We start from the raw sequence: 20,271 nt of genomic DNA on the forward strand, positions 1-20,271 counted from the left end.
CACGGACGCGCGGTCGGCTGCCGGCCGTGCTGCCCATGCCCGGCCGTACCGGTCGATCGGAGCAGTCATTGAGCCTCATACTCGGAATCATCGCAGGGCTGAGTTTCGGTCTGTCGGCGTTCGCGGGGGCGTTCATGGTGATCCCTCTGCTGGTGGTCGGCGCCGGGATCGAGTTTCATGCGAGCCTGCCGGTGGCGCTGCTGGCTCTGGGCATCTGTGCCGCGGTTGCCGCCGGCGATGCCGTGCGGGCACGCCAGTGCGACGTCGTGCTGGCGACGTGTTATCTGGTCGGTGCCTTGCCGGCGACCGTGGCCGGCGCATTCATCGTGCAGGCGCTGTCGGACAAGCTTCTAGCCACCGTTTTTCTGATCTGTGCGATCGCGTTCGGGCCACTGCTGGTCCGTACGGTTCAGCGTTTTCGTTTTCGACTGCTGCCCTCGCCGGCATCGCTGCTACACGCGCCGCGCCGTGATTGGAGTACCGTCGGCAACGCGAATTACAACCGTCAAGCCAAGCGGCGGATCACGATCGCCGCTGCGGGCTGCGGTGTGCTGTGCGCGTTCTGTGCGGCACCGGGGTCATGGCTCGGCGGGCGGGCGCTGGATCGCGAATTGCCGGGTCAGCCGTTTAATGCAGCGGGCACTCTGGTGTTCGCGGTCTCGGTGCTGTGTATCGTCGGTTCGGCGGTCCAGTTTCTCCTCGCCCCGGCGGCCCCGGGCTACACCGCCGGGCTGTTCGTGCTCGGCTCGGTCGCCGGCATGGGCCTGGCCCGGCGGATCGAACCCCGAGCCTGGGTGCGTTACAGCAATGAACTGATCGGTGGCCTGGTGATGGCCGGCGCGCTCGTGTTGTGGCTGGCGGTTGTCGCCGACTGGGTCGGGTCCCGGTGACCGAGTTGGTCCTGATTGGCGCCGGTCACGTGCATACGGCGCTGCTTGGCCATGCACGCACGCTCGCGGAGGCCGGAATCCAGGTGACGCTGGTCGATATCGGCAGCTTCTGGTTCGGTGCGCGCCGGGGCGACCTGATGGCCGGGCGGGCCGACGCCTCGACGCTGCGCTGGCCGTTGAAAACGTTGTGTCGCCGACACGCGGTGGCCCACCGGACCGATCGTGTGGTCGGCGTGGATACCCGGCTACGACGTGTATGGCTGGCCAGCGGTGCACGGCTGGACTATGACCTGGTGTCGTTCAATGTCGGCGTCGAAGTCGACGCCACCGGGTTGAACGCAGCGGCCAGCCGCGTACGGTTGTGGCGTGCGAGTTCCGTACAGGAATTGACCCAGTTCTGTAGCGAGCTGCGGGCATCCCGCGATGGCTCGCGCGTGGCCGTGGTGGGCGACTCGCCGGACGCGGCGCGACTGGCCGCGGCGCTGAGCCATGCCTGCGAGTCCGGTCGTCATCGCGTTGCCTGGTATTTGCCGGGCGACCGGTTTGCGCCCTGGGCGCCGAGCGGCGCCGCGCGGCGGCTGGCCCGCACGCTCAGCCATCGAGGCGTCGAGATCGTGCTGGCGACGCCGATCGTGGGGCTGGCCGACGGGCAGCTGGTCGGCGAAGACGACCGTCGGTTCGGTGTCGACCATTTGTTGCTGGCCGAGCGCTACCGCCCGGCGCGGGTGGTGCATGCCGCGCGCCTGCCAGTAGGCGATCACGGCATGTATGTGACCCGCCGGCTGCAGTCACCGGCCGATTCCCGTGTGTTCGCGGCCGGTGCCTGCGCGCAATGGCCCGATGGTCAATCACTGGCCCGGCACGATGTGGCAGGTCAGGCCAAGGTGCTGGCACACAACACAGTCGCGGTCGTAAGGCGTCGGCCGTTACGCAGCGTGGGGCCGCGTGCTCCTGCATCGGTCATCGACCTGGGGGATGGGCGCGCGCTCGGTTGGCATGGCTCACTGTGGTGGCACAACCGGTGGGCGGCCAGGGCAGAGCGGCGTCGTATCCGGCGTCTGGTCGCGACGCTGGCCATCGACTGAGCTCGGCGACACGCGCCCGCCATGTACGGTTGGTAGGCCTCTCGGCGGTCGGATCGTTCGGCCGCGATTGGCCGACGACCTGAATCCTACGGCGTCGAGCCTGCGCTCGTGCCGATCCTGGCGCCGTTCGGAGCGGGCATAAAAAAGCGGCGGCACGCGATGCGTGCCGCCGCGAATCGAACCCAGGCGAATGCGATATCAGGCCGCTTTCTGGTTCGCTCGTACGCCGTCTTCGATCCGCGAACCGATCGTCTCGTCGACATTCTTCCAGTACTGGAAGGCCGCCTTGAGAACCGGCTCGGTCACGCCGTCCGACAGATGGCCGACCACGTTGTTGACCAGACGATCGCGCTCGGCATCGTCCATGACCTTGTTGACGAGGTCGTTGGCCTGATTGAAGTCGCCGTCGTCGGCCCGCAGTTTGTACGCCGCACGGACCATCTCGCCATCAGCTTCCCAGACATTGTTCGCCGGGTAGGCTGTCGGGTTGGCGTGTGCGCCGCCCTTGGTGTTGGGCGCGTATACCGGGTCGGAGACGTTATGCATCCGCATGGCGCCGCCCTTGGTGTAGCTGTTCACCGGCGATTTCGGCTCGTTGACCGGAATCTGCTTGTAGTTCACACCCAGGCGGGCGCGATGCGCATCGGCGTAGGAGATCGTACGCGCGAGCAGCATCTTGTCCGGCGAGACACCGGTGCCGGGCACCATGTTGTTGGGCTCGAACGCGGCCTGCTCGATCTGCGTATGGAAGTCCACCGGATTTTCGTCCAGCGTCATCTTGCCGACCTTGTGCAGCGGGTAATCGCCGTGCGGCCAGACCTTGGTCAAATCGAACGGGTTGATCCGATAGGTCTTGGCATCCTCGTACGGCATGATCTGGACATACAGCGTCCAGGTCGGATATTCGCCGCGCTTGATCGCCTCGAACAGATCGCGTCGATGGTAATCGGCGTCGGAACCGGCCATCTGGTCGGCCTGTTCCTGGGTCATGCACTTGATGCCCTGATCGGTCTTGAAGTGGTACTTGACCCAGAAGCGCTCACCGGAGTCGTTGACCCACATGTAGGTATGGCTGGAGTAGCCGTTCATGTGACGCCAAGTGGCCGGCACCCCGCGATCGCCCATCAGCCAGGTGACCTGATGCGCCGACTGCGGCGACTGCGTCCAGAAGTCCCACTGCATGTCGTGGTCGCGCAGACCATTGTCGGCCCGGCGCTTCTGCGAGTGAATGAAGTGCTGGAACTTCATCGGATCGCGAACGAAGAAGACGGGCGTGTTGTTGCCCACCATGTCGAAGTTGCCTTCTTCGGTATAGAACTTCAGCGCGAAGCCGCGCGGATCACGCCAGGTGTCCGGGCTGCCGGATTCGCCGGCGACGGTGGAAAAACGCGCGACCATGTCGGTCTTGGCGCCTTTCTGCAGGAACTTGGCCTTGGTGTAGGCGCTGACGTCTTCGGTCACTTCGAAATGACCGAATGCGCCGCCGCCCTTGGCGTGCGGCTGACGGTCCGGAATCATCTCGCGGTTAAAGGCGGCCATCTGCTCCATGAGGAAATGGTCATGGAGCACGATCGGGCCGTCGGAGCCGACCGAGAGCGAGTGCTCGTCGCTCGGGTACGGTTCACCGCCAGTGGTGGTATGTACGTTGCGAATATCGTCTGTCACGTGTCTATCCTCCAGATGGATGCGCGGCGGGGCTTTCACCGCCGTCAGTTGCCGGGTCGATCAGCTGGCCTCGTCGTTGGTATCGTGCCTATCGCTACGACACTCGGTGCACAGGCCCCAGAAAACAACCTCGGCTTCGTCGATATCGAAACCGTGGTCGTGCTCGGGGCTCAGACAGGGCATGGTGCCGCGGCGACAGTCGGTATCGGCGATACGCCCACAGCCACGACAGACCAGATGATGGTGGTTGTCGCCGGTACGCCTTTCGAAGCGCGCCGGATGACCGGCGGGCTTGATCTGCCGAACCAGGTTCGCCTCTACACAGGCCGAAAGCACGTCGTAGACCGCCTGTTTCGAGATCGTGCCCATCCTCGCCGCCACGCCGAGATGCACTTGCTCGACCGTGGCGTGCGGGTGGTCGATCAACCATTCGAGCACTGCACGTCGCGGGGCGGTCACCCGCAGTCCGCTGGCGCGAAGCTCTTCGACGATTGTGGTGCCGGATCGACTCATTGCCCCGGCATCATTGGCCATATTCTGGAATGAGTCAAGAAAACCACCGGGCCGGTCGCCTGTACTACCGCATCGACGCACTACCGCCCCTTTGCGATCGAGCCGGGCTTGCTGGAGACTATGCAGCCTTCGAAAGCCTGCCTCTATCCCGGACCGCGATCGCCTCATGCCCATTCGTCTCCTCGACGACCGACTGATCAGCCAGATCGCCGCCGGCGAGGTGGTCGAACGCCCGGCCTCGATCGTCAAGGAGTTGGTCGAGAACAGCCTCGACGCGGGCGCCTGCTGGATACAGGTCGATATCGAGCATGGCGGTCTGCGGCGGATCGTCGTGGTCGACGACGGCTGCGGGATCGGCGCCGGTGAACTCGAACTGGCTCTGGCCCGTCATGCGACCAGCAAGATCGACAGCCTGGATGCGCTCGAGGCAGTGGCAAGTCTTGGCTTTCGCGGCGAGGCGCTGGCCAGTATCGCATCGGTTGCGGATCTGAGGCTGACGTCGCGAACCAGCGCGGCCGAACACGCCTGGTGTGTGGATGCCGCGGCGCCCGACCGGGCACGGCCGGCCGCCGGCGATACGGGTACGCGGATCGATGTACGCGAGTTGTTTGCGCGTATTCCGGCCAGGCGGAAGTTCCTGCGCACGCCGGTCACCGAATTCACTCATATTCGCAAGGCCTTCAACCAGCTCGCCCTGTCGCGATTCGATGTCGGCTTCGTGCTGCGCCACGACGGCAATGAAATCGCACGCCTGGCACCGGCACGTGATGACACGAGCATGCGCCAGCGTGTCGCCACGATTCTGGGGGCCGGGTTTGACGAACATGTGGTAGCCGTGGACGAACAGGCTGCCGGCATGCGGTTGACGGGATGGGTGGCCACGCCCGGTTTTTCACGTGGGCAGGCGGACCGGCAGTACAGCTTCGTCAACGCACGCCCGATCCGTGACCGGATATTCAACCACGGCGTACGCCTGGCGTATCGCGACCGGCTGCACAATCAACGCCATCCGGCCTATGTGCTCTACCTGAGCCTCGACGCTCGCCAGGTCGACGTGAATGCTCATCCGGCCAAGGCCGAAGTACGCTTTCGGCAGTCGCGACTGGTGCACGATTTCGTCTTCCGGAGTGCAGCGCGTGCGCTGGCCGCGGTCGAGGCCACGCCGCATCCGGCGCGCGAGGTCGCTTTGCCTGTCACCGATATCGACTGCAGCGGGCCGGGGGCAGGGTCTGGCACCGCTGCCCCGACGACGCCCGGCGGGCCCATGCCCGGTCCGTCGCGGAGTTTCGACTGGTCCTCTGCCCCCGGGGTGGCCCAGCGGCGCGCGGCCTATGCGTTCCAGTCGCCGCCGGCCGACAGTCGATCGACCGCGGACGCGCCAGCGCGCGAAGAGACTGCGGCCGAAACCGAAACCGTGCCGCCGATGGGGTATGCGATCGGCCAGCTGCACGATATCTATATTCTTGCGCAGAACGCTCACGGCCTGATTCTCGTGGATATGCACGCCGCCCACGAGCGGGTGCTCTACGAGCAGCTCAAGGCCGAGTTCTCGTCTGGGCCGATTCAGACCAAGCGCCTGCTCGTGCCCGAGACACTGTCGTTGTCCGAAGCCGAGGCCGCGGCGGTCGAGGCGGGGGCCGAGGCGCTGGCGCTCGTGGGTCTGGAGATCACCCGTAGCGGGCCGGCGTCGGCCGTTCTGCGCAGCGTTCCGGCGCTACTGGCTCGCAGCGACTATGTCGCGCTGGCCTACGACGTGGTCGCCGCACTCGGCGACGGACTGCGTGGGGCCGACGGTGTGCGCGATTCGATCGACGACGTACTGGCTGACATGGGCTGCAAGGCTGCGGTCAAGGCCGGGCGTCGTCTGACGATCGCCGAGATGAACGCTTTGCTGCGCGATATGGAACACACCGATCGGGCGGGTCACTGCAATCACGGCCGCCCCAGCTGGATCCAGGTCGACATGGCAGGTCTGGACCGGTTGTTCCTGCGCGGCCAGTGATCCCGTGAGCCCGCGTCTTTCCAACCACGAAACCCCGCGTGCGGAGATCATCTTCGTGCTTGGTCCGACCGCTTCCGGGAAAACGGGGCTGGCGGTCGACCTGGTCGAACGCTTGAACGCCGAGATCGTCTCCGTGGATTCGGCCATGGTCTATCGCGGCATGGATATCGGCACCGCCAAACCCGACGCGCCGACGCTGGCGCGGGCGCCGCATGCATTGATCGATATACGCGACCCTGGAGAGCCGTATTCGGCTGCCGCATTTCGTGACGACGCACTGGATGAAATCCGCCGTATCCGGGCGGCCGGCCGCGTGCCGCTGCTCACCGGTGGCACCTCGCTGTATTTCCGGGCGCTCGAACACGGGCTCAGCGCACTGCCCGCTCGCGATGACGCGATCCGGGCCCGGCTCACCAACGAGGCACAGACGATCGGCTGGGCCGGGCTGCATGCGCGGCTCGCCGAGCTCGACCCGGCCAGCGCGCAGCGGATCCATCCCAACGATGCACAACGCATACAGCGCGCGCTGGAGATTCACGCGCTGACCGGCCATACGCCAACCGCGTTGTATCAGGCCGAGAACAGGCGTGAGAACGAATCGCGCCTGCCGTGGTCCATCTGCAAGCTGGTGGTGGCACCGCGCGAACGCGCCGTGCTCCACGAGCGCATCGAAAGGCGCTTTCGGCGCATGATGGAACAGGGTTTGCTCAACGAGGTTGAAAAGCTGTACGCGCGTCCCGATCTAACGCCAGAACTACCGGCGGTCAGGGCGGTGGGCTATAGACAGCTGTGGCAGGTGATGAGCGGCGAATTGTCGATTGCGCAAGGCGTGGAGCGAAGCATTCATGCCTCTCGGCAACTGGCCAAGCGTCAACTGACGTGGCTGCGCTCGCTCGATGACGCGTGCTGGTTCGACAGCGACGAAGGTGCGCTGACCGAGCGGGCAGTTGCGCATCTGCAGCAGCGCGTGGCCTGGCCCTGATCCGCGTCGACCGCATAGATACGAATTTCTCTGCTGCTTTTTTGGAGTTTCTGCCATGGCTAAAGGCCAAACACTACAAGAACCCTTTCTGAACGCCTTGCGCAAGGAGCGCGTGCCGGTCTCGATCTATCTGGTCAACGGCATCAAGTTGCAGGGGCAGATCGAATCCTTCGACCAGTTCGTGGTCCTGCTGCGCAACGCGGTCAACCAGATGGTCTACAAGCACGCGATCTCGACCATTGTTCCCTCGCGCAACGTGCGTTCCGAGGTTCAGGAAGAGATGCACGGCGGAGCGGATACCCATTCCGAATAATGCCCTCACCGGATTGATCGATGTTTGAGCGGCCGCCCAGCGGACAGGCGGCCGTCATCGTCCATCTCGCGTTCGGCGTCGACGAATACGACGAGGCCGATCGCGAGTTCCGCGAGCTGGTGGAATCCGCCGGGGCCGATGTGCTTGCGCACATCGGCGGTTCCCGGCGGGTGCCGGACCCGCGCTATTTCGTCGGCGGCGGCAAGGTCGACGAGGTCGCCGAATCCGTCGCCGAGCACGGCGCGGAACTCGTGGTGTTCAACCACGACCTGTCGCCCAGCCAGGAACGCAATCTGGAAAAACGACTCAACGCGCGCGTTCTGGATCGGGCTGGCCTGATCCTGGATATCTTCGCGCGGCGGGCCCGCTCCCACGAAGGCAAGCTGCAGGTCGAGCTCGCCCAGTTGCAGCATCTGGCGACACGCCTGGTGCGTGGTTGGTCCCATCTGGAGCGCCAGAAAGGCGGCATCGGGCTGCGTGGGCCGGGCGAGACTCAGCTCGAGACCGACCGGCGTTTGCTCAATGAACGTATCAAGACACTGCGTCAGCGGCTGGACAAGGTCAGTGCGCGCCGTGAGCAGGGCCGCTCGGCCCGCCGTCGCGCTCGTACGCCGATCGTGTCGCTGGTCGGCTATACCAACGCCGGCAAATCCACGCTGTTCAACCGGCTGACCGGCGAAGACATTTATGCCGCCGATCAGTTGTTCGCGACGCTGGATCCTACACTGCGCCGTATGGATGTACCCGTCGGCGAACCGTTGATTCTCGCCGATACGGTCGGTTTCATTCGCGATCTGCCGCACGAGCTGGTCGCGGCGTTCAAGGCCACCCTCGAAGAGACCCGCGACGCGGACGTGTTGCTGCACGTGATCGATGCCGCCGACCCCGAACGACGATCGCACGCGCGCGAAGTGCAGGCAGTACTGGATGAGATCGGGGCGGCCGAGGTGCCCCAGATCGAGGTCTTCAACAAGGTAGACCAACTCGCCGACGAAGCCCCGCGCGTCGAGCGCAACGCCCATGGCGGAGCCGAGCGCGTATGGCTGTCGGCGATGACCGGTGAGGGCGTCGACACGCTACGCGAGGTGCTTGCCGACTTCTGCAACCCCGACATGATCGAGGGCGTGCTGCGCGTGCCGCCCGACGCGGGCCGACTGCGCTCGCAGCTGTTCGAGCTCGGCGTGGTCGACGACGAACGCTTCGATGACGACGGCGCGACCCGGTTGACGGTCACGGCCTCGCAGGCCGATCTGGAACGCCTGATTCGACAGGCGGGGCTGGGCTTCGAGCAGGTGCTCGTCGAGCGCCGTGCTGCGCGCATATCGACGGCGCCCGCGCAGCACTGATTCCGGCCCGGACAGTCGCAGGCAACCGGAAACCGCCGACGGCGTTGTGATGTCCGCGCCGGGACGCTTGCATGGCTTGTACAGCGGCCACACAAGGTTCGACAGGGGTAGGGGCGACCGATAGAATCGCGGCTTCGCCTGAACACAATACGGCAGTCGTCGTACGTAGTGGCTGAGCCCGGCCGCACGACGAACGCTGCGCGCGGCTGACAAGCAACGAGGAACAGCGATTTGCTCATGGCAAATGAACGACCGACGACACGGCGGCCGAGCGTTCGGCCGGCCGGCCCGGCACGATTTGCGTGCAGCATTCTGCGTGCCGGCATGAAGCCGACACGTCCGTTCGCCGGCGCGACGTGCGCTCCGCGGATCATCGATACGAGGGTTTTCTGATATGGCCTGGAACGAGCCTGGCAAGGGTCAGGACCCGTGGGGCGGCGGTAACAAGAACAACGGCGGCCCCCCGGACCTGGACCAGATCTGGCGCAAACTGCGTGCGCGTTTTTCCGGCAACCAGCGCGGCAATGGAGGCGGCGGCAACAGCGGTGGCGCCGGCGGACCCAGCCCGGCGCTGTTTCTGGTGGTCGTGCCGATCGCGCTGGTCGTATGGCTGGCGACGGGCATGTATGTGGTGCAGCCCGGCGAGAAGGGTGTGGTGCTGCGATTCGGCCAGTATTCGGCGACGCAGGGCCCGGGCTGGCACTGGCATCTGCCGTATCCGATCGATCGCGTCTACAAGGTCGATACGCAGCAGGTGCGTCGAGTCGGCAATCGTGCGGTGATGCTCACGAAGGACGAAAACATCGTCGAGGTAGAGGTTGCGGTTCAGTACCGTATTTCCGACGCCAACAAATACCTGTTTCAGCTGCGTGAGCCCGATCAGACCGTCGAGCAGGTGCTGCGCTCCGCGGTACGCGAAGTCGTGGGCACGAGCCGCATGAATCAGGTCATTCAGGAAGGCGTGCAGGTCGATGAGCTCGAGGACCGTGCGTTGCAGAACGTCGATCTCAAAGAGAACTCCGGCCAGCCGAAGGAACAGAACGCGCTGCAGGACGTGGACGACAGTCTCGTATCCAAGATCAAGCAGCAGCAGGCGAATTATCCGGAGATTACCGACCGCTCGCGGGCGCTGTTGCCCGAAAACGTTCGCAAGATCGTGCAGACCACGCTGTCCGGCTACAACGCCGGGGTGAACATCGTGGCGGTCAACGTCCAGTATTCGCAGCCCCCGGAACAGGTGCAAAGCGCGTTCGAGGAAGCGATCAAGGCGCGTGAGGAAGAGGAACGCAAGAAGAACATCGCGCGTGCCTACGCCCGCGATATCGTTGCCCGTGCCCAGGGTGAAAAGGCCCGGATCATGCTCGATGCGCGGGGTTATCGCGAACAGAAGATCGCGCGTGCCAAGGGTGATGCCTCACGCTTCTCCGAGCTGCTGACTCAGTACGAGAAAGCGCCCGAGGTCACGCGCGAGCGTCTGTATCTCGAGGGCATGAGCGATGTGCTGTCCAATGCCAACCTGATTCTTGCCGAACAGGGTGGTGGCGGGCCGCTGATGTACATGCCGCTGGAGAAGATGCTGGACCAGGCACGACGCAACAAGAACGCCGAGAATGCGGCGAACAACGGCGCGGGTAACGATGCCGGCGACGTCAGTATTCCCATGTCGTCGGATAGTGGCGACACCAGTGGTTCGTCCTCTTCATCCTCGAGCGCGGCCGACCGTCTTCGCAGCCGGGATCGGAACTCATGAGTCCCAAGCACATCATCATCATTCTTCTGTTGCTGGTCGTGGCCTACACGGCCTACGACTCGATGTTCACCGTCAACGAGCGTCAGCGCGTCGTGGTGGTCCAGCTGGGCGAGATCGTGGGCCAGGACTACGCGCCCGGGCTGCACTTCAAGGTGCCGTTCATACAGCACGTACGGTTTTTCGATCGCCGTGTGATGACCTTCACCGAGGAAATCCAGCGCGTGCTGACCTCGGAGAACAAGAACCTGGCCGTCGACTTCTATGTCAAATGGCGTATCGACGACACGGTCGACTACTACCTGTCGACCCAGGGAGACGAGTCGCGCACCCGCAGCCTGTTGACCGAGATCGTCGAGAACGATCTGCTCGCCGAATTCTCCAAGCGCACCATTCGCCAGGCCGTGGGCGATGAGCGGAACGAGATCGTGGCCGCGGTTCAGGTACAGGCCAATCAAGACGCCAAGGAGCTCGGCGTTCAGGTCACCGACGTGCGCATCATGCGGCTCGACCTGCCCGAGGAAGTGAGTGAGTCGGTCTACGAGCGGATGCGCTCCGAGCGCCAGGAAGTCATCCGCACGCTGCGTGCCCAGGGTGATGCCGCGGCGCAGGAGATTCGCTCCGACGCCGAGCGCGAGCGCACGATCATTCTGGCCGATGCTTATAGCCAGGCACAGACGCTGCGAGGCCAGGGGGACGCTCGTGCGGCCGAGTTGTACGCTCAGGCCTATACACGTAATCCCACGTTCTACAGTTTCTATCGAAGCATGCAGCTGTATCGGGAGGCGTTGGGCAACGACGACCTGCTGGTGCTGCAGCCCGACGGTGAGCTGTTCAAGTACTTCAATCCGAAACCCGGGTCGGGATCGGGCAGCGCCAGCTCGCCCTGATACCCGCGATGTGGCCGGATCTTCTGCGGGCGCTGGCGTTGGTTTTGGTCATCGAAGGCCTGTTGCCGTTCCTGGCGCCCGAACGCTGGCGCGAGATGATGCAGCGCGCGTCCACGGCGGACGCGCGCAGCCTGCGTCTGTTCGGTGGCGGCTTGATCGCCGTGGGCGTGGTCCTGCTCCAGTTTCTTCACTGAAAAAAATCTTTCCAGGCTGATATGCAATCCAAACGCTGGCTTTTGCCTGAAGGCGTCCAGGAAATGGTGCCGCCGGAGTCCTGGCGTCTCGAAGCGGCACGACGCCAGCTGCTAGATCTCTATTGGCGCTGGGGTTACGACCTGATCCGGCCGCCGCTGATCGAATATCTGGACTCTTTGCTGACCGGCGCGGGCCACGAGCTGGATCTGCAGACGTTCAAGCTCACCGATCAGCTCAACGGGCGGATGATGGGCGTGCGTTCGGATATGACCACGCAAGCCACTCGGATTGATGCCCATCGCCTGGCGGCCGTCGGGCCGGCGCGCTACTGCTATATCGGCAGCATTCTGCGCACGCGCCCCGAAGAGCCCGGCGGTTCGCGCTCGCCTTTGCAGCTGGGCGCCGAGAAATTCGGCGATGCGCATATCGACAGCGATCTCGAGATCGTGTCGTTGATGCTGGAAACGCTGGGTCTGATGGGGATAGAGGACGCCTGTCTGGATCTGGGGCACGTCGCGATCTACCGGCGGCTCGTCCAGCGTGCCGGCGTGGGCGCCGAGTTCGAGCCCGTGTTGTTCGATGTGGTCCAGCGCAAGTCGCGGCCTGATCTGGACGCGCTCGCCACCGCCGGCCGTATTGACGAGCGCAGCCACGCCTGGTTCGCCCAGCTGATCGAACTCAACGGCCCGTCGGCGGTCATCGACGACGCCAAGGCCGTGCTGGGGGGCATCGACGAGGACATCGACGCAGCGATAGAGCGCGTCGAAGCCATGGCCGACCTGCTGGCGGCGCATTATCCGGCTGTGCCGGTGTTCGTCGATCTGGCCGAACTGCGCGGCTACCGTTACAAGACGGGACTGCTGTATGCAGCCTTCGCGCCCGGTCTCGGGCGCGAACTCGCGCGTGGCGGCCGCTACGATAACGTGGGCGCCTCGTTCGGACGGCCGCGGCCGGCCACCGGTTTTTCGGCCGATCTGAACCTGCTGGCTGCGTTGGGCGGATTCGAAGGCGATGCCCGTCAAGGCGGGGTTCTCGCGCCGGCCGGCAGCGAGCCTGCGTTGCTCAACGCCATCCGGCAGTTGCGTGGCGAGGGTCGTCGCGTGATCGTGGCCACGCCCGGTACGGAGAATCACGGCAGCCAGGGCTGCGATGCCGCCCTCGTCGAAAGAAGCGGGCAATGGCTCGTCGAATCGCTCTGAGCAGCGGCTTTCATTTCTTGCGTCATATTCCAGGGCCCAGCATGAAGCGGCCCACGCTCTTCTAGGACACAATCATGGGCAAACGCGTCATCGTCATCGGCAGCCAGTGGGGCGACGAAGGCAAAGGCAAGATCGTGGATCTGCTCACCGATCGCACCCAGCATGTGGTGCGCTTTCAGGGCGGACACAATGCCGGACACACGCTCGTCATCGACGGCGAGAAGACGGTTCTTCACCTGATTCCGTCCGGTATCCTTCACGACGGCGTGACCTGTCATATCGGTAACGGCGTGGTGCTGGCGCCGGATGCGCTGCTCGAGGAAATGGCCACACTGGAAGCCCGGGGCGTGCCCGTGCGCAGCCGGCTGCGGATCAGCCCGGCGTGCCCGCTGATCCTGCCCAGTCATATCGCGCTCGACAAGGCTCGGGAAGCTGCGCGCGGCAACAACCCGATCGGCACGACCGGGCGTGGCATCGGGCCGGCCTATGAAGACAAGGTCGCCCGTCGCGCACTGAGAGTGGGCGATCTGTTCCGTCGTGAACTGCTGGCCGCCAAGCTGGGTGAAGCGCTGGATTTCCACAATTTCGTGCTCAAGAACTACTTCGGTACCGCAACCGTCGATTTCCAGGCCACACTGGATTCGCTGCTGGCTCAGGCCGAAGAGATCACCCCCATGGTCGCCGATGTGGCCGACCTGCTGCGGCAGGCGTATGTCGCGGACGACTCCATTCTGTTCGAAGGGGCGCAGGGTGCGCTGCTCGACGTCGATCATGGCACTTACCCGTTCGTAACGTCCTCGAACACCACGGCGGGCGGTGCGGCCACAGGCACCGGCGTCGGCCCGACTTATTTCGATTACGTGCTGGGCGTGGTCAAGGCCTACACCACGCGGGTGGGTTCGGGACCGTTTCCGACCGAAGTCGATGATCATTACGGCAAGCACCTGGCTTCCAAGGGAGCCGAGTTCGGCGCGACGACGGGTCGGGCAAGGCGTTGTGGCTGGTTCGATGCGGTGGGTCTACGCCGGGCGGCATTCAACAACAGCCTGTCAGGGCTGTGCATCACCAAGCTCGACGTGCTCGACGGCCTCGATGCGATCCAGTTGTGTACGGGTTATCGATGCGACAACCAGACCATTACCGTCCCGCCGCTGGGCGCCGAGGCGTTGTCGCGCTGCGAGCCGGTATACGAAGAGATGCCGGGCTGGAGCGGGTCGACCGTAGGCGTACGTGAATACGACAAGCTACCGGAGGCCGCACGCAACTATCTGGATCGATTGGCCGAGATTACCGGCACGCCGATCGATATCGTGTCCACCGGGCCGGACCGTGCCGATACGATTGTACTGCGCGATCCGTTTGCCGGCTGAGCACGCGTTCACGGACGATCGGCATCGTTCACGGGCACCTTCGGTGAGCGGTATGGTCCAAGTGTGGCTCGGTTGTCTCGACACGTGGGTTAAGACGAACCCGAGCGATGGCTTGGTTTCAGTTACCACGCGCTCGGCCGATAGAGGGGTGGTCGATCTACTTACAGGGTATGCTCGGTGGCGGTTGTTTCGGAGTTTGTAGCTTCGGCCGGCTTCGAAGCCGGCGATATTGCAACGCTCACGCATGCGTTGGCGGCATTCCGTTACCCCGGCGGATGGTGCGGATGGCATGCCCAGGCCAGCGAGCGTGGTGACTATCGGGTCATCGATATCGTCGACCCGAACGACTGGGAGCCGCTGACACTCAGCCGCGACCGCCGAGGTGAGTATCGGGCCGTCGATGTAGATGGTCATGTCGTCGGTCAGTCCGAATCCTTTACCGAACTGCTGGCCGAGCTGGATATCCTGCCCTGTTGATGGCGGCCGTCCGTCTCAGCCGGCGTCGTCGACGACACCTCGCCGCTGCGAACGTCGCGCACAAAAAAACCCGCGACGAGGCGGGTTTTTCTGCATTCTGGTGCCCAGGAGAGGACTTGAACCTCCACGAGCGTTAGCTCACTAGCACCTGAAGCTAGCGCGTCTACCAATTCCGCCACCTGGGCTGCGGAGCGCGTAATCTACTGGCGCGTCCGGGGTTTGTCAAACATTACTTGTGCGTTTTCGCCTTTGCGGTATCGTGAGCGCCTATGGAGCAATATTTTGAGTAAGAACAAGCGTGCGCCGGGCGACTGGCGCGACCGTGATCCCCACTACAGTCAGGAAAAAGGCGCCTACGCGGAGCCCGTGCCCAGCCGACAGCTGGTACTCGACGACCTGGCCGAACAATCCCGTCCAATGACCCGCGGTGAGCTCATCGAGCTCTACGGGCTGGCGGACGAAAAGGCCCTTGAAGCCTTCGACCATCGCCTGCGCGCGATGCTGCGCGACGGGCAGTTACTGGAAAACCGGCGCGGCGCGCTGGGCCCGCTCGACAAGATGGATCTGGTGCGCGGACGCGTCCAGGGGCATCGCGACGGGTTCGGCTTCCTCGTGCCCGATGACGGCGAACAGGACGACGTGTTCCTGAATCCGCGCCAGATGCGCCTTCTGATGCACGGCGACCGTGCCGTGGTGCGCATCGTCGGTCGCGATCAGCGCGGTCGGCGGGAAGGGCGCGTCGCTGAAGTGCTCGAACGCGTCAACGAGACGGTGGTCGGCCGTTTTGTCGAGGAACGCGGCGTATGTCATGTCGTGCCGGACAATGCACGCATCGCCCACGATATCCGTGTGCCGGAGGCTGCGCGCAACGGCGCCGTCCATGACCAGATGGTTTCGGTCCGGATCGTCGAGCCGCCCTCCAAGCGCGCTCAGCCGATCGGCGAAGTCGTGGAGGTCATGGGTGATCGCATGGCGCCGGGTATGGAGATCGATATCGCCGTACGCTCACACGGCATTCCCTACGAATGGCCCGACGAAGTGCTCGACGAGGCCGCGCGCTTTGGCGATCACGTGGCCGAGGCGGACAAGGCCGGTCGCGTCGACCTGCGCGAACTACCGCTGGTGACCATCGACGGGGCCGACGCACGGGATTTCGACGACGCCGTTCATGCCAAGAAGACGCCGCGCGGCTGGCGTCTGTGGGTGGCCATCGCCGATGTCTCGTCGTACGTCAAGCCGGGCACCGCGCTCGATGACGAGGCGCAGCGGCGCGCGACATCGGTTTATTTCCCCAACAACGTCATCCCGATGCTGCCGGAGGCGCTGTCCAACGGCCTGTGTTCGCTCAATCCCGAGGTCGACCGGCTCGCGATGGTCTGCGAGATCCGGCTGGACAAGCGGGGCAATCAGCGCTCGGCCCGTTTCTACTCGGCGGTCATCCGCTCACATGCGCGGTTGCTGTACGAACAAGTGGCGGATTGGCTCGAGAACCCGGACAACCTGCCTGAAAAACATGCGTCGCTGAAAAAACCGCTCGACGATCTGAAAGGCCTGTACGACGTGCTGCTGGCCCAGCGGCGCGAGCGTGGCGCGATCGAATTCGAGACGAGCGAATCCAAGATCCTGTTCAACGAAGATCGCAAGATCGAGCGTATCGTGCCAGCCGAGCGCAATGTCGCGCACAAGATCATCGAAGAGTGCATGATCGCGGCGAATGTGGCCACCGCCACGTACCTGGGCAAAAAGCGCATGCCGCTGCTGTATCGCGTACACAGCGGCCCGGCCGCCGACGCGCTGGTCGACCTGCGCGCGTTTCTGGCCGAACGCGGCCTGTCGCTGCCGGGGGGCAACGATCCGCAGGCAGCCGACTATGCCAGCGTGCTGTCTACCGTCGCCCAGCGCAGCGATGCCCATCTGATCCAGACGGTGATGCTGCGCAGTCTGTCGCGCGCGGTCTACTCCCCGCACAACGACGGACACTTCGGGCTGGCATTGGAGAACTACGCCCATTTCACCTCGCCCATCCGGCGCTATCCCGATCTGTTGGCGCATCGCGCGATCAAGCACGCCGAGGCCAAGCGCAAGCCGAGCACGTTCGACTACGACGTCGGTGCGATGGAGGGGTTGGGTACGACCTGTTCGGCTGCCGAGCAGCGTGCCGACGATGCCACGCGCGACGTGGACGACTTCCTCAAGTGCGAGTACATGAGCGACTCGCTGGGCGAAACGTTCGAAGGCACGGTCACCGGCGTGACATCGTTCGGGCTGTTCGTGGAACTCGATGGCATTCATGCCACAGGGCTGGTGCATGTCTCCAGCCTGTCGAACGACTTCTATCATTACGATGCCCAGTCGCGCTGTCTGCGTGGCGAGCGTTCAGGCGTGGTACACCGGCTGGCCGACAAGATGAAGGTCAAGGTTGCTCGGGTAGACCTCGAGGAGCGCAAGATCGATTTCGAACTGGTCGAACCCGACCGGGCGGCCGGCAAGCGTTCCAAACCCGGCCCGGCTCGAGGTGCGGATCGCAGCAAGCCGGGCAAGGCCGGCAAATCAAGTCGTCAAGGAAAAAGAGGAAAGCGCAAATGACGCGACACCGTCCCCTTACAGTCACCGCCGTTGTCGCCGTGCTCTGTACGGCCCTGTTTCTGACCGCCTGTGCGGGCGATCCGAACCGCCGCACCAAGATCGGTGCCGGCGTCGGCGCGGTGCTCGGTGGGCTGGCCGGCTCGCAGCTGGGCGACAAATCGGGCACCAACGCCGCGATCGGGGCCGCGCTGGGCGCGCTTGCCGGTGGCGGTACCGGCCGCTACATGGATAACCAGCAGAAAGAACTCAACACCCGTCTGCAGGCCGAGCAGGCGCGCGACGTGCTGGATATCACGCGGTTGGACAACGATGCACTGAAGATCGGCGTGGCCAGCGATGCATCGTTTGCCGTGGACAGCTCGACCCTGTCGGTGGACGCGCAGAACACGTTCAACAAGATCGCGACGGTGCTCAAGGACTACGACAAGACCGCCATTCACGTGGTGGGACATACCGACAGCACGGGCAGCGAACAGCACAACCTGGAGCTGTCGCAGCAACGCGCGCAGTCGGTGGCGCAGTTCTTGAGCAGCCGCGGCGTCAACTCGCAGCGGCTGCTGACCTGGGGCCGAGGTGAATCGCAGCCGATCGCGAGCAACGATACCGCTGAAGGTCGGGCGGAGAATCGCCGGGTCGATATCGTGATCAAGCCGATCGTCGAAGGTCAGGAGCAGCAGGCGTTCTCCGAGCCGCCCTATCTCGGCCGCTGAATCTGGACTTGAAGGCTGGCTTTCGTTGGCCTCCACCTTTGGCGAAAGCCCGGCTCGGCCGGGCTTTCTGCCGTCTGACGGCATTCTGCTATGACTGCTTCACAGGACAAGACATTCATCGGCGGCTTCCACGCCGTCATGGCGGCACTGGAACGCTCGCCCAGGCCGCTGAGCATCTGGCTGGCCAACGGTCGTCGCGACGGTCGCGCCGAGACGCTGCGTGAGCTGGCCGCCGAACACGCCGTGCCGGTGTCGAGTACCGACATGTCGGCGCTCGATGCGATGCTGCCGGACGTCCGTCATCAGGGCTGTATCGCGGTCTATGAGCTGGCCGGGGAACTGCGGGAATCCGATCTGCCGGGCATTCTGGCCCGTGCTGAACGCCCGTGGGTGCTCGTGCTGGATCAGGTGCAGGATCCCCACAACCTGGGCGCCTGCCTGCGCAGTGCGGCCGCGGCCGGGGTCAGCGCGGTGGTCGCGCCGCGCAAACGTGCGGCCGGGCTGACACCGGCGGTACGGAAAGTCGCGGCTGGCGCCGCCGAGCGGGTGCCGTTCGTCGTCGTCACCAATATTGCCCGCGCGCTGGAACGGCTCCAGGCGGAGGGCTATTGGGTCGTCGGTCTGGACGGCGAGGCCCCTGCATCGCTTTACGATACGACGCTGCCGGACAAGCTCGTGCTGGTCGCCGGAGGCGAGGCGCGGGGGATGCGTGAGCGCACCGCCCATTTTTGCGACCTGACCGTCGCTATTCCCATGAGCAGCGGGATCGAGAGCCTGAACGTATCGGTTGCCACCGGGGTGGCGCTGTTCGAGGCCAGGCGGCAGCGACTGGTGGTCGACGGCACGAGCTGAGCGCGCGGGTTCATTGCTTTGTTTCGAGCGAGTCTCTAGAATACCGCGCCTTGCGACGCCACGGCGTCGTCATTCCTTGCGCCACGGTTGCGGATGAACCGATCCGGGCGCTTCAACCCGAAAGGAAACACAATGCGACACTATGAAATCGTGTTTCTGGTCCACCCGGACCAGAGCGAACAGGTGCCTGCGATGGTCGAAAAATACCGCGGCATCATCGAGGGCGACGGTGGCCAGATCCACCGCCACGAAGACTGGGGCCGTCGTCAGCTGGCCTATCCGATCCACAAGATCCACAAGGCGCACTACGTGCTGATGAACGTCGAGTGCTCGCAGAACGCGCGCGAGGAACTCGAAGATGCGTTCCGCTTCAACGACGCGGTCCTGCGTCATCTGGTGATCGTTCGCCACAAGGCCGATACCGATCCGTCCCCGCTCGCCAAGAACGCCGAAGACCGCGACCGCAAGTCGTCGGCCGCCAGCTAAGGAGTCCGCCATGGCCCGTTTTTTCCGTCGCCGTCGTTTCTGCAAGTTCACCGCCGAAGGCGTTGAGGAAATCGATTACAAGGATATCGAAACCCTCAAGCAGTACGTGACCGAAACCGGCAAGATCGTTCCCAGTCGCATCACCGGTACGGCTGCTCGCTATCAGCGTCAGCTGTCGACCGCCGTCAAGCGCGCGCGTTTCCTCGCGCTGCTGCCCTACACCGACCGTCACTCGTCCTAGGAGGCCCTCGTGGAAGTCATTCTGTTACAGAAAGTCCGCAACCTCGGCGATCTGGGCGATACGGTCAGCGTACGTGCCGGGTATGGCCGTAACTACCTGATGCCCCGCGGCATCGCTCTGCCGGCCACCAAGGCCAACCTGTCGGTGTTCGAAGAGCGCCGCTCCGAGCTGCAGGCCGCCTCCCAGGAGCGCGAGGATCGGGCCCGTGCGCGTGCAGACAAGCTGCGCGACAAAGAATATGTCATCGCCATGCGTGCCTCCGACGAAGGCAAGCTGTTCGGCTCGGTCGGTCCGCAGGAGATTGCGGACAAGATCACCGAAGAGGGCGTCGAAGTCGATCCGCGCGAGGTCTCGCTCACCGAAGGCACCATCCGTATCGTGGGTTACTACACGGCCCAACTGATGCTGCATGCCGAGGTCGAGGCCGAGGTGACCATCGTCGTCGCCCAGCAGACCGATATGGGCGTCAACATGCCGCCGCGGGGCGGCGTCGACGTCGACAACGACGACGTGACCGCCGAGGACGTCGAAGACGAACTGCTCGCAGAGGCCGGCGAGCCGGCCGACGAGAGCGGCACCGAAGCCGATCCGCCGATCGACGAGCGCGAACAGGACAGCTGATCGAGCCCGGTGTCCGATCCTTGAAGACGCCGCCTCCGGGCGGCGTTTTTTTTGTGTCGGGGCTTGCGTAGACTTGTGAGCCCCTCGTCCTGCGAGTCTTG

General features: G+C 64.4%; 20 protein-coding genes and 1 tRNA gene. 18 read left to right on the forward strand and 3 right to left on the reverse strand.

Features of this window, described 5'->3' with window-relative positions:
- The first annotated feature begins 68 nt into the window (after positions 1-68).
- Positions 69-890, forward strand: coding sequence for a TSUP family transporter (locus tag T31B1_RS15790; RefSeq protein ID WP_353250489.1), 822 nt, complete (start codon positions 69-71; stop codon positions 888-890).
- Positions 887-1,975 (forward strand): FAD-dependent oxidoreductase, encoded by a 1,089-nt coding sequence (locus tag T31B1_RS15795; RefSeq protein WP_353250490.1) that lies wholly within the window; start codon positions 887-889, stop codon positions 1,973-1,975. The genes T31B1_RS15790 and T31B1_RS15795 overlap by 4 nt, the downstream gene beginning before the upstream one ends.
- Positions 1,976-2,173: 198 nt before the next feature.
- On the opposite strand, the gene T31B1_RS15800 is transcribed toward T31B1_RS15795, so the two are convergent.
- The gene (locus T31B1_RS15800; RefSeq protein WP_353250491.1) at positions 2,174-3,640 is read right to left on the reverse strand and encodes a catalase; all 1,467 of its coding nucleotides are present in this window, start codon (positions 3,638-3,640) and stop codon (positions 2,174-2,176) included.
- Positions 3,641-3,700: 60 nt separating this feature from the next.
- The gene (locus T31B1_RS15805) at positions 3,701-4,153 is read right to left on the reverse strand and encodes a Fur family transcriptional regulator (RefSeq protein WP_353250492.1); all 453 of its coding nucleotides are present in this window, start codon (positions 4,151-4,153) and stop codon (positions 3,701-3,703) included.
- Between the two features lie 166 nt (positions 4,154-4,319).
- Between T31B1_RS15805 and mutL the strand changes: the two genes are divergently transcribed.
- The 10 genes from mutL (at position 4,320) to T31B1_RS15855 (ending at position 14,674) form a co-directional block, all read left to right on the forward strand.
- On the forward strand, positions 4,320-6,155 hold the full coding sequence (gene mutL, locus T31B1_RS15810; RefSeq protein WP_353250493.1) for a DNA mismatch repair endonuclease MutL: 1,836 nt from the start codon (positions 4,320-4,322) through the stop codon (positions 6,153-6,155).
- A 4-nt stretch (positions 6,156-6,159) separates the two neighbouring features.
- Positions 6,160-7,137: a tRNA (adenosine(37)-N6)-dimethylallyltransferase MiaA gene (miaA, locus tag T31B1_RS15815; protein ID WP_353250494.1), complete on the forward strand. Its 978-nt coding sequence runs from the start codon at positions 6,160-6,162 to the stop codon at positions 7,135-7,137.
- A 55-nt stretch (positions 7,138-7,192) separates the two neighbouring features.
- The gene (gene hfq, locus T31B1_RS15820) at positions 7,193-7,450 is read left to right on the forward strand and encodes an RNA chaperone Hfq (protein ID WP_353250495.1); all 258 of its coding nucleotides are present in this window, start codon (positions 7,193-7,195) and stop codon (positions 7,448-7,450) included.
- Between the two features lie 20 nt (positions 7,451-7,470).
- Positions 7,471-8,796 carry a ribosome rescue GTPase HflX gene (gene hflX / locus T31B1_RS15825; protein WP_353250496.1) on the forward strand — a complete coding sequence of 442 codons (1,326 nt, stop codon included), beginning with the start codon at positions 7,471-7,473 and terminating at the stop codon, positions 8,794-8,796.
- A 394-nt stretch (positions 8,797-9,190) separates the two neighbouring features.
- The gene (hflK, locus tag T31B1_RS15830) at positions 9,191-10,546 is read left to right on the forward strand and encodes a protease modulator HflK (protein WP_353250497.1); all 1,356 of its coding nucleotides are present in this window, start codon (positions 9,191-9,193) and stop codon (positions 10,544-10,546) included.
- Complete coding sequence (hflC, locus tag T31B1_RS15835; RefSeq protein ID WP_353250498.1) at positions 10,543-11,433, forward strand: protease modulator HflC; 891 nt, start codon at positions 10,543-10,545, stop codon at positions 11,431-11,433. The genes hflK and hflC overlap by 4 nt, the downstream gene beginning before the upstream one ends.
- Before the next feature lie 8 nt (positions 11,434-11,441).
- Complete coding sequence (locus T31B1_RS15840; RefSeq protein WP_353250499.1) at positions 11,442-11,627, forward strand: DUF2065 domain-containing protein; 186 nt, start codon at positions 11,442-11,444, stop codon at positions 11,625-11,627.
- A gap of 21 nt (positions 11,628-11,648) precedes the next feature.
- Positions 11,649-12,827 carry an ATP phosphoribosyltransferase regulatory subunit gene (locus T31B1_RS15845; RefSeq protein WP_353250500.1) on the forward strand — a complete coding sequence of 393 codons (1,179 nt, stop codon included), beginning with the start codon at positions 11,649-11,651 and terminating at the stop codon, positions 12,825-12,827.
- A 74-nt stretch (positions 12,828-12,901) separates the two neighbouring features.
- A complete protein-coding gene (locus tag T31B1_RS15850; protein WP_353250501.1) occupies positions 12,902-14,197 on the forward strand; it encodes an adenylosuccinate synthase in 1,296 nt (431 codons plus the stop codon).
- A 177-nt stretch (positions 14,198-14,374) separates the two neighbouring features.
- Positions 14,375-14,674 carry a hypothetical protein gene (locus T31B1_RS15855; protein ID WP_353250502.1) on the forward strand — a complete coding sequence of 100 codons (300 nt, stop codon included), beginning with the start codon at positions 14,375-14,377 and terminating at the stop codon, positions 14,672-14,674.
- A gap of 98 nt (positions 14,675-14,772) precedes the next feature.
- Here T31B1_RS15855 and T31B1_RS15860 read toward each other — a convergent pair.
- Positions 14,773-14,859: transfer RNA gene (locus tag T31B1_RS15860), tRNA-Leu, on the reverse strand.
- Positions 14,860-14,956: 97 nt separating this feature from the next.
- Here T31B1_RS15860 and rnr point away from each other — a divergent pair.
- The 6 genes from rnr (at position 14,957) to rplI (ending at position 20,170) form a co-directional block, all read left to right on the forward strand.
- A complete protein-coding gene (gene rnr / locus T31B1_RS15865) occupies positions 14,957-17,260 on the forward strand; it encodes a ribonuclease R (protein ID WP_353250503.1) in 2,304 nt (767 codons plus the stop codon).
- Positions 17,257-17,970, forward strand: coding sequence for a YiaD family glycine zipper/OmpA-like lipoprotein (locus tag T31B1_RS15870; RefSeq protein ID WP_353250504.1), 714 nt, complete (start codon positions 17,257-17,259; stop codon positions 17,968-17,970). Before rnr ends, T31B1_RS15870 begins: the two co-directional genes overlap by 4 nt.
- Before the next feature lie 90 nt (positions 17,971-18,060).
- Complete coding sequence (gene rlmB, locus T31B1_RS15875) at positions 18,061-18,822, forward strand: 23S rRNA (guanosine(2251)-2'-O)-methyltransferase RlmB (protein ID WP_353250505.1); 762 nt, start codon at positions 18,061-18,063, stop codon at positions 18,820-18,822.
- Positions 18,823-18,954: 132 nt separating this feature from the next.
- Positions 18,955-19,308: a 30S ribosomal protein S6 gene (gene rpsF, locus T31B1_RS15880; RefSeq protein WP_353250506.1), complete on the forward strand. Its 354-nt coding sequence runs from the start codon at positions 18,955-18,957 to the stop codon at positions 19,306-19,308.
- A gap of 10 nt (positions 19,309-19,318) precedes the next feature.
- Entirely contained in the window at positions 19,319-19,549 is a 231-nt protein-coding gene (rpsR, locus tag T31B1_RS15885) for a 30S ribosomal protein S18 (RefSeq protein WP_006914321.1), read from the forward strand.
- 9 nt (positions 19,550-19,558) lie between these two features.
- Positions 19,559-20,170 carry a 50S ribosomal protein L9 gene (rplI, locus tag T31B1_RS15890; protein WP_353250507.1) on the forward strand — a complete coding sequence of 204 codons (612 nt, stop codon included), beginning with the start codon at positions 19,559-19,561 and terminating at the stop codon, positions 20,168-20,170.
- The last annotated feature ends 101 nt before the right edge of the window (positions 20,171-20,271 follow it).

The sequence above is a fragment of the Salinisphaera sp. T31B1 genome (genome assembly GCF_040361275.1).
Classification (GTDB): domain Bacteria; phylum Pseudomonadota; class Gammaproteobacteria; order Nevskiales; family Salinisphaeraceae; genus Salinisphaera.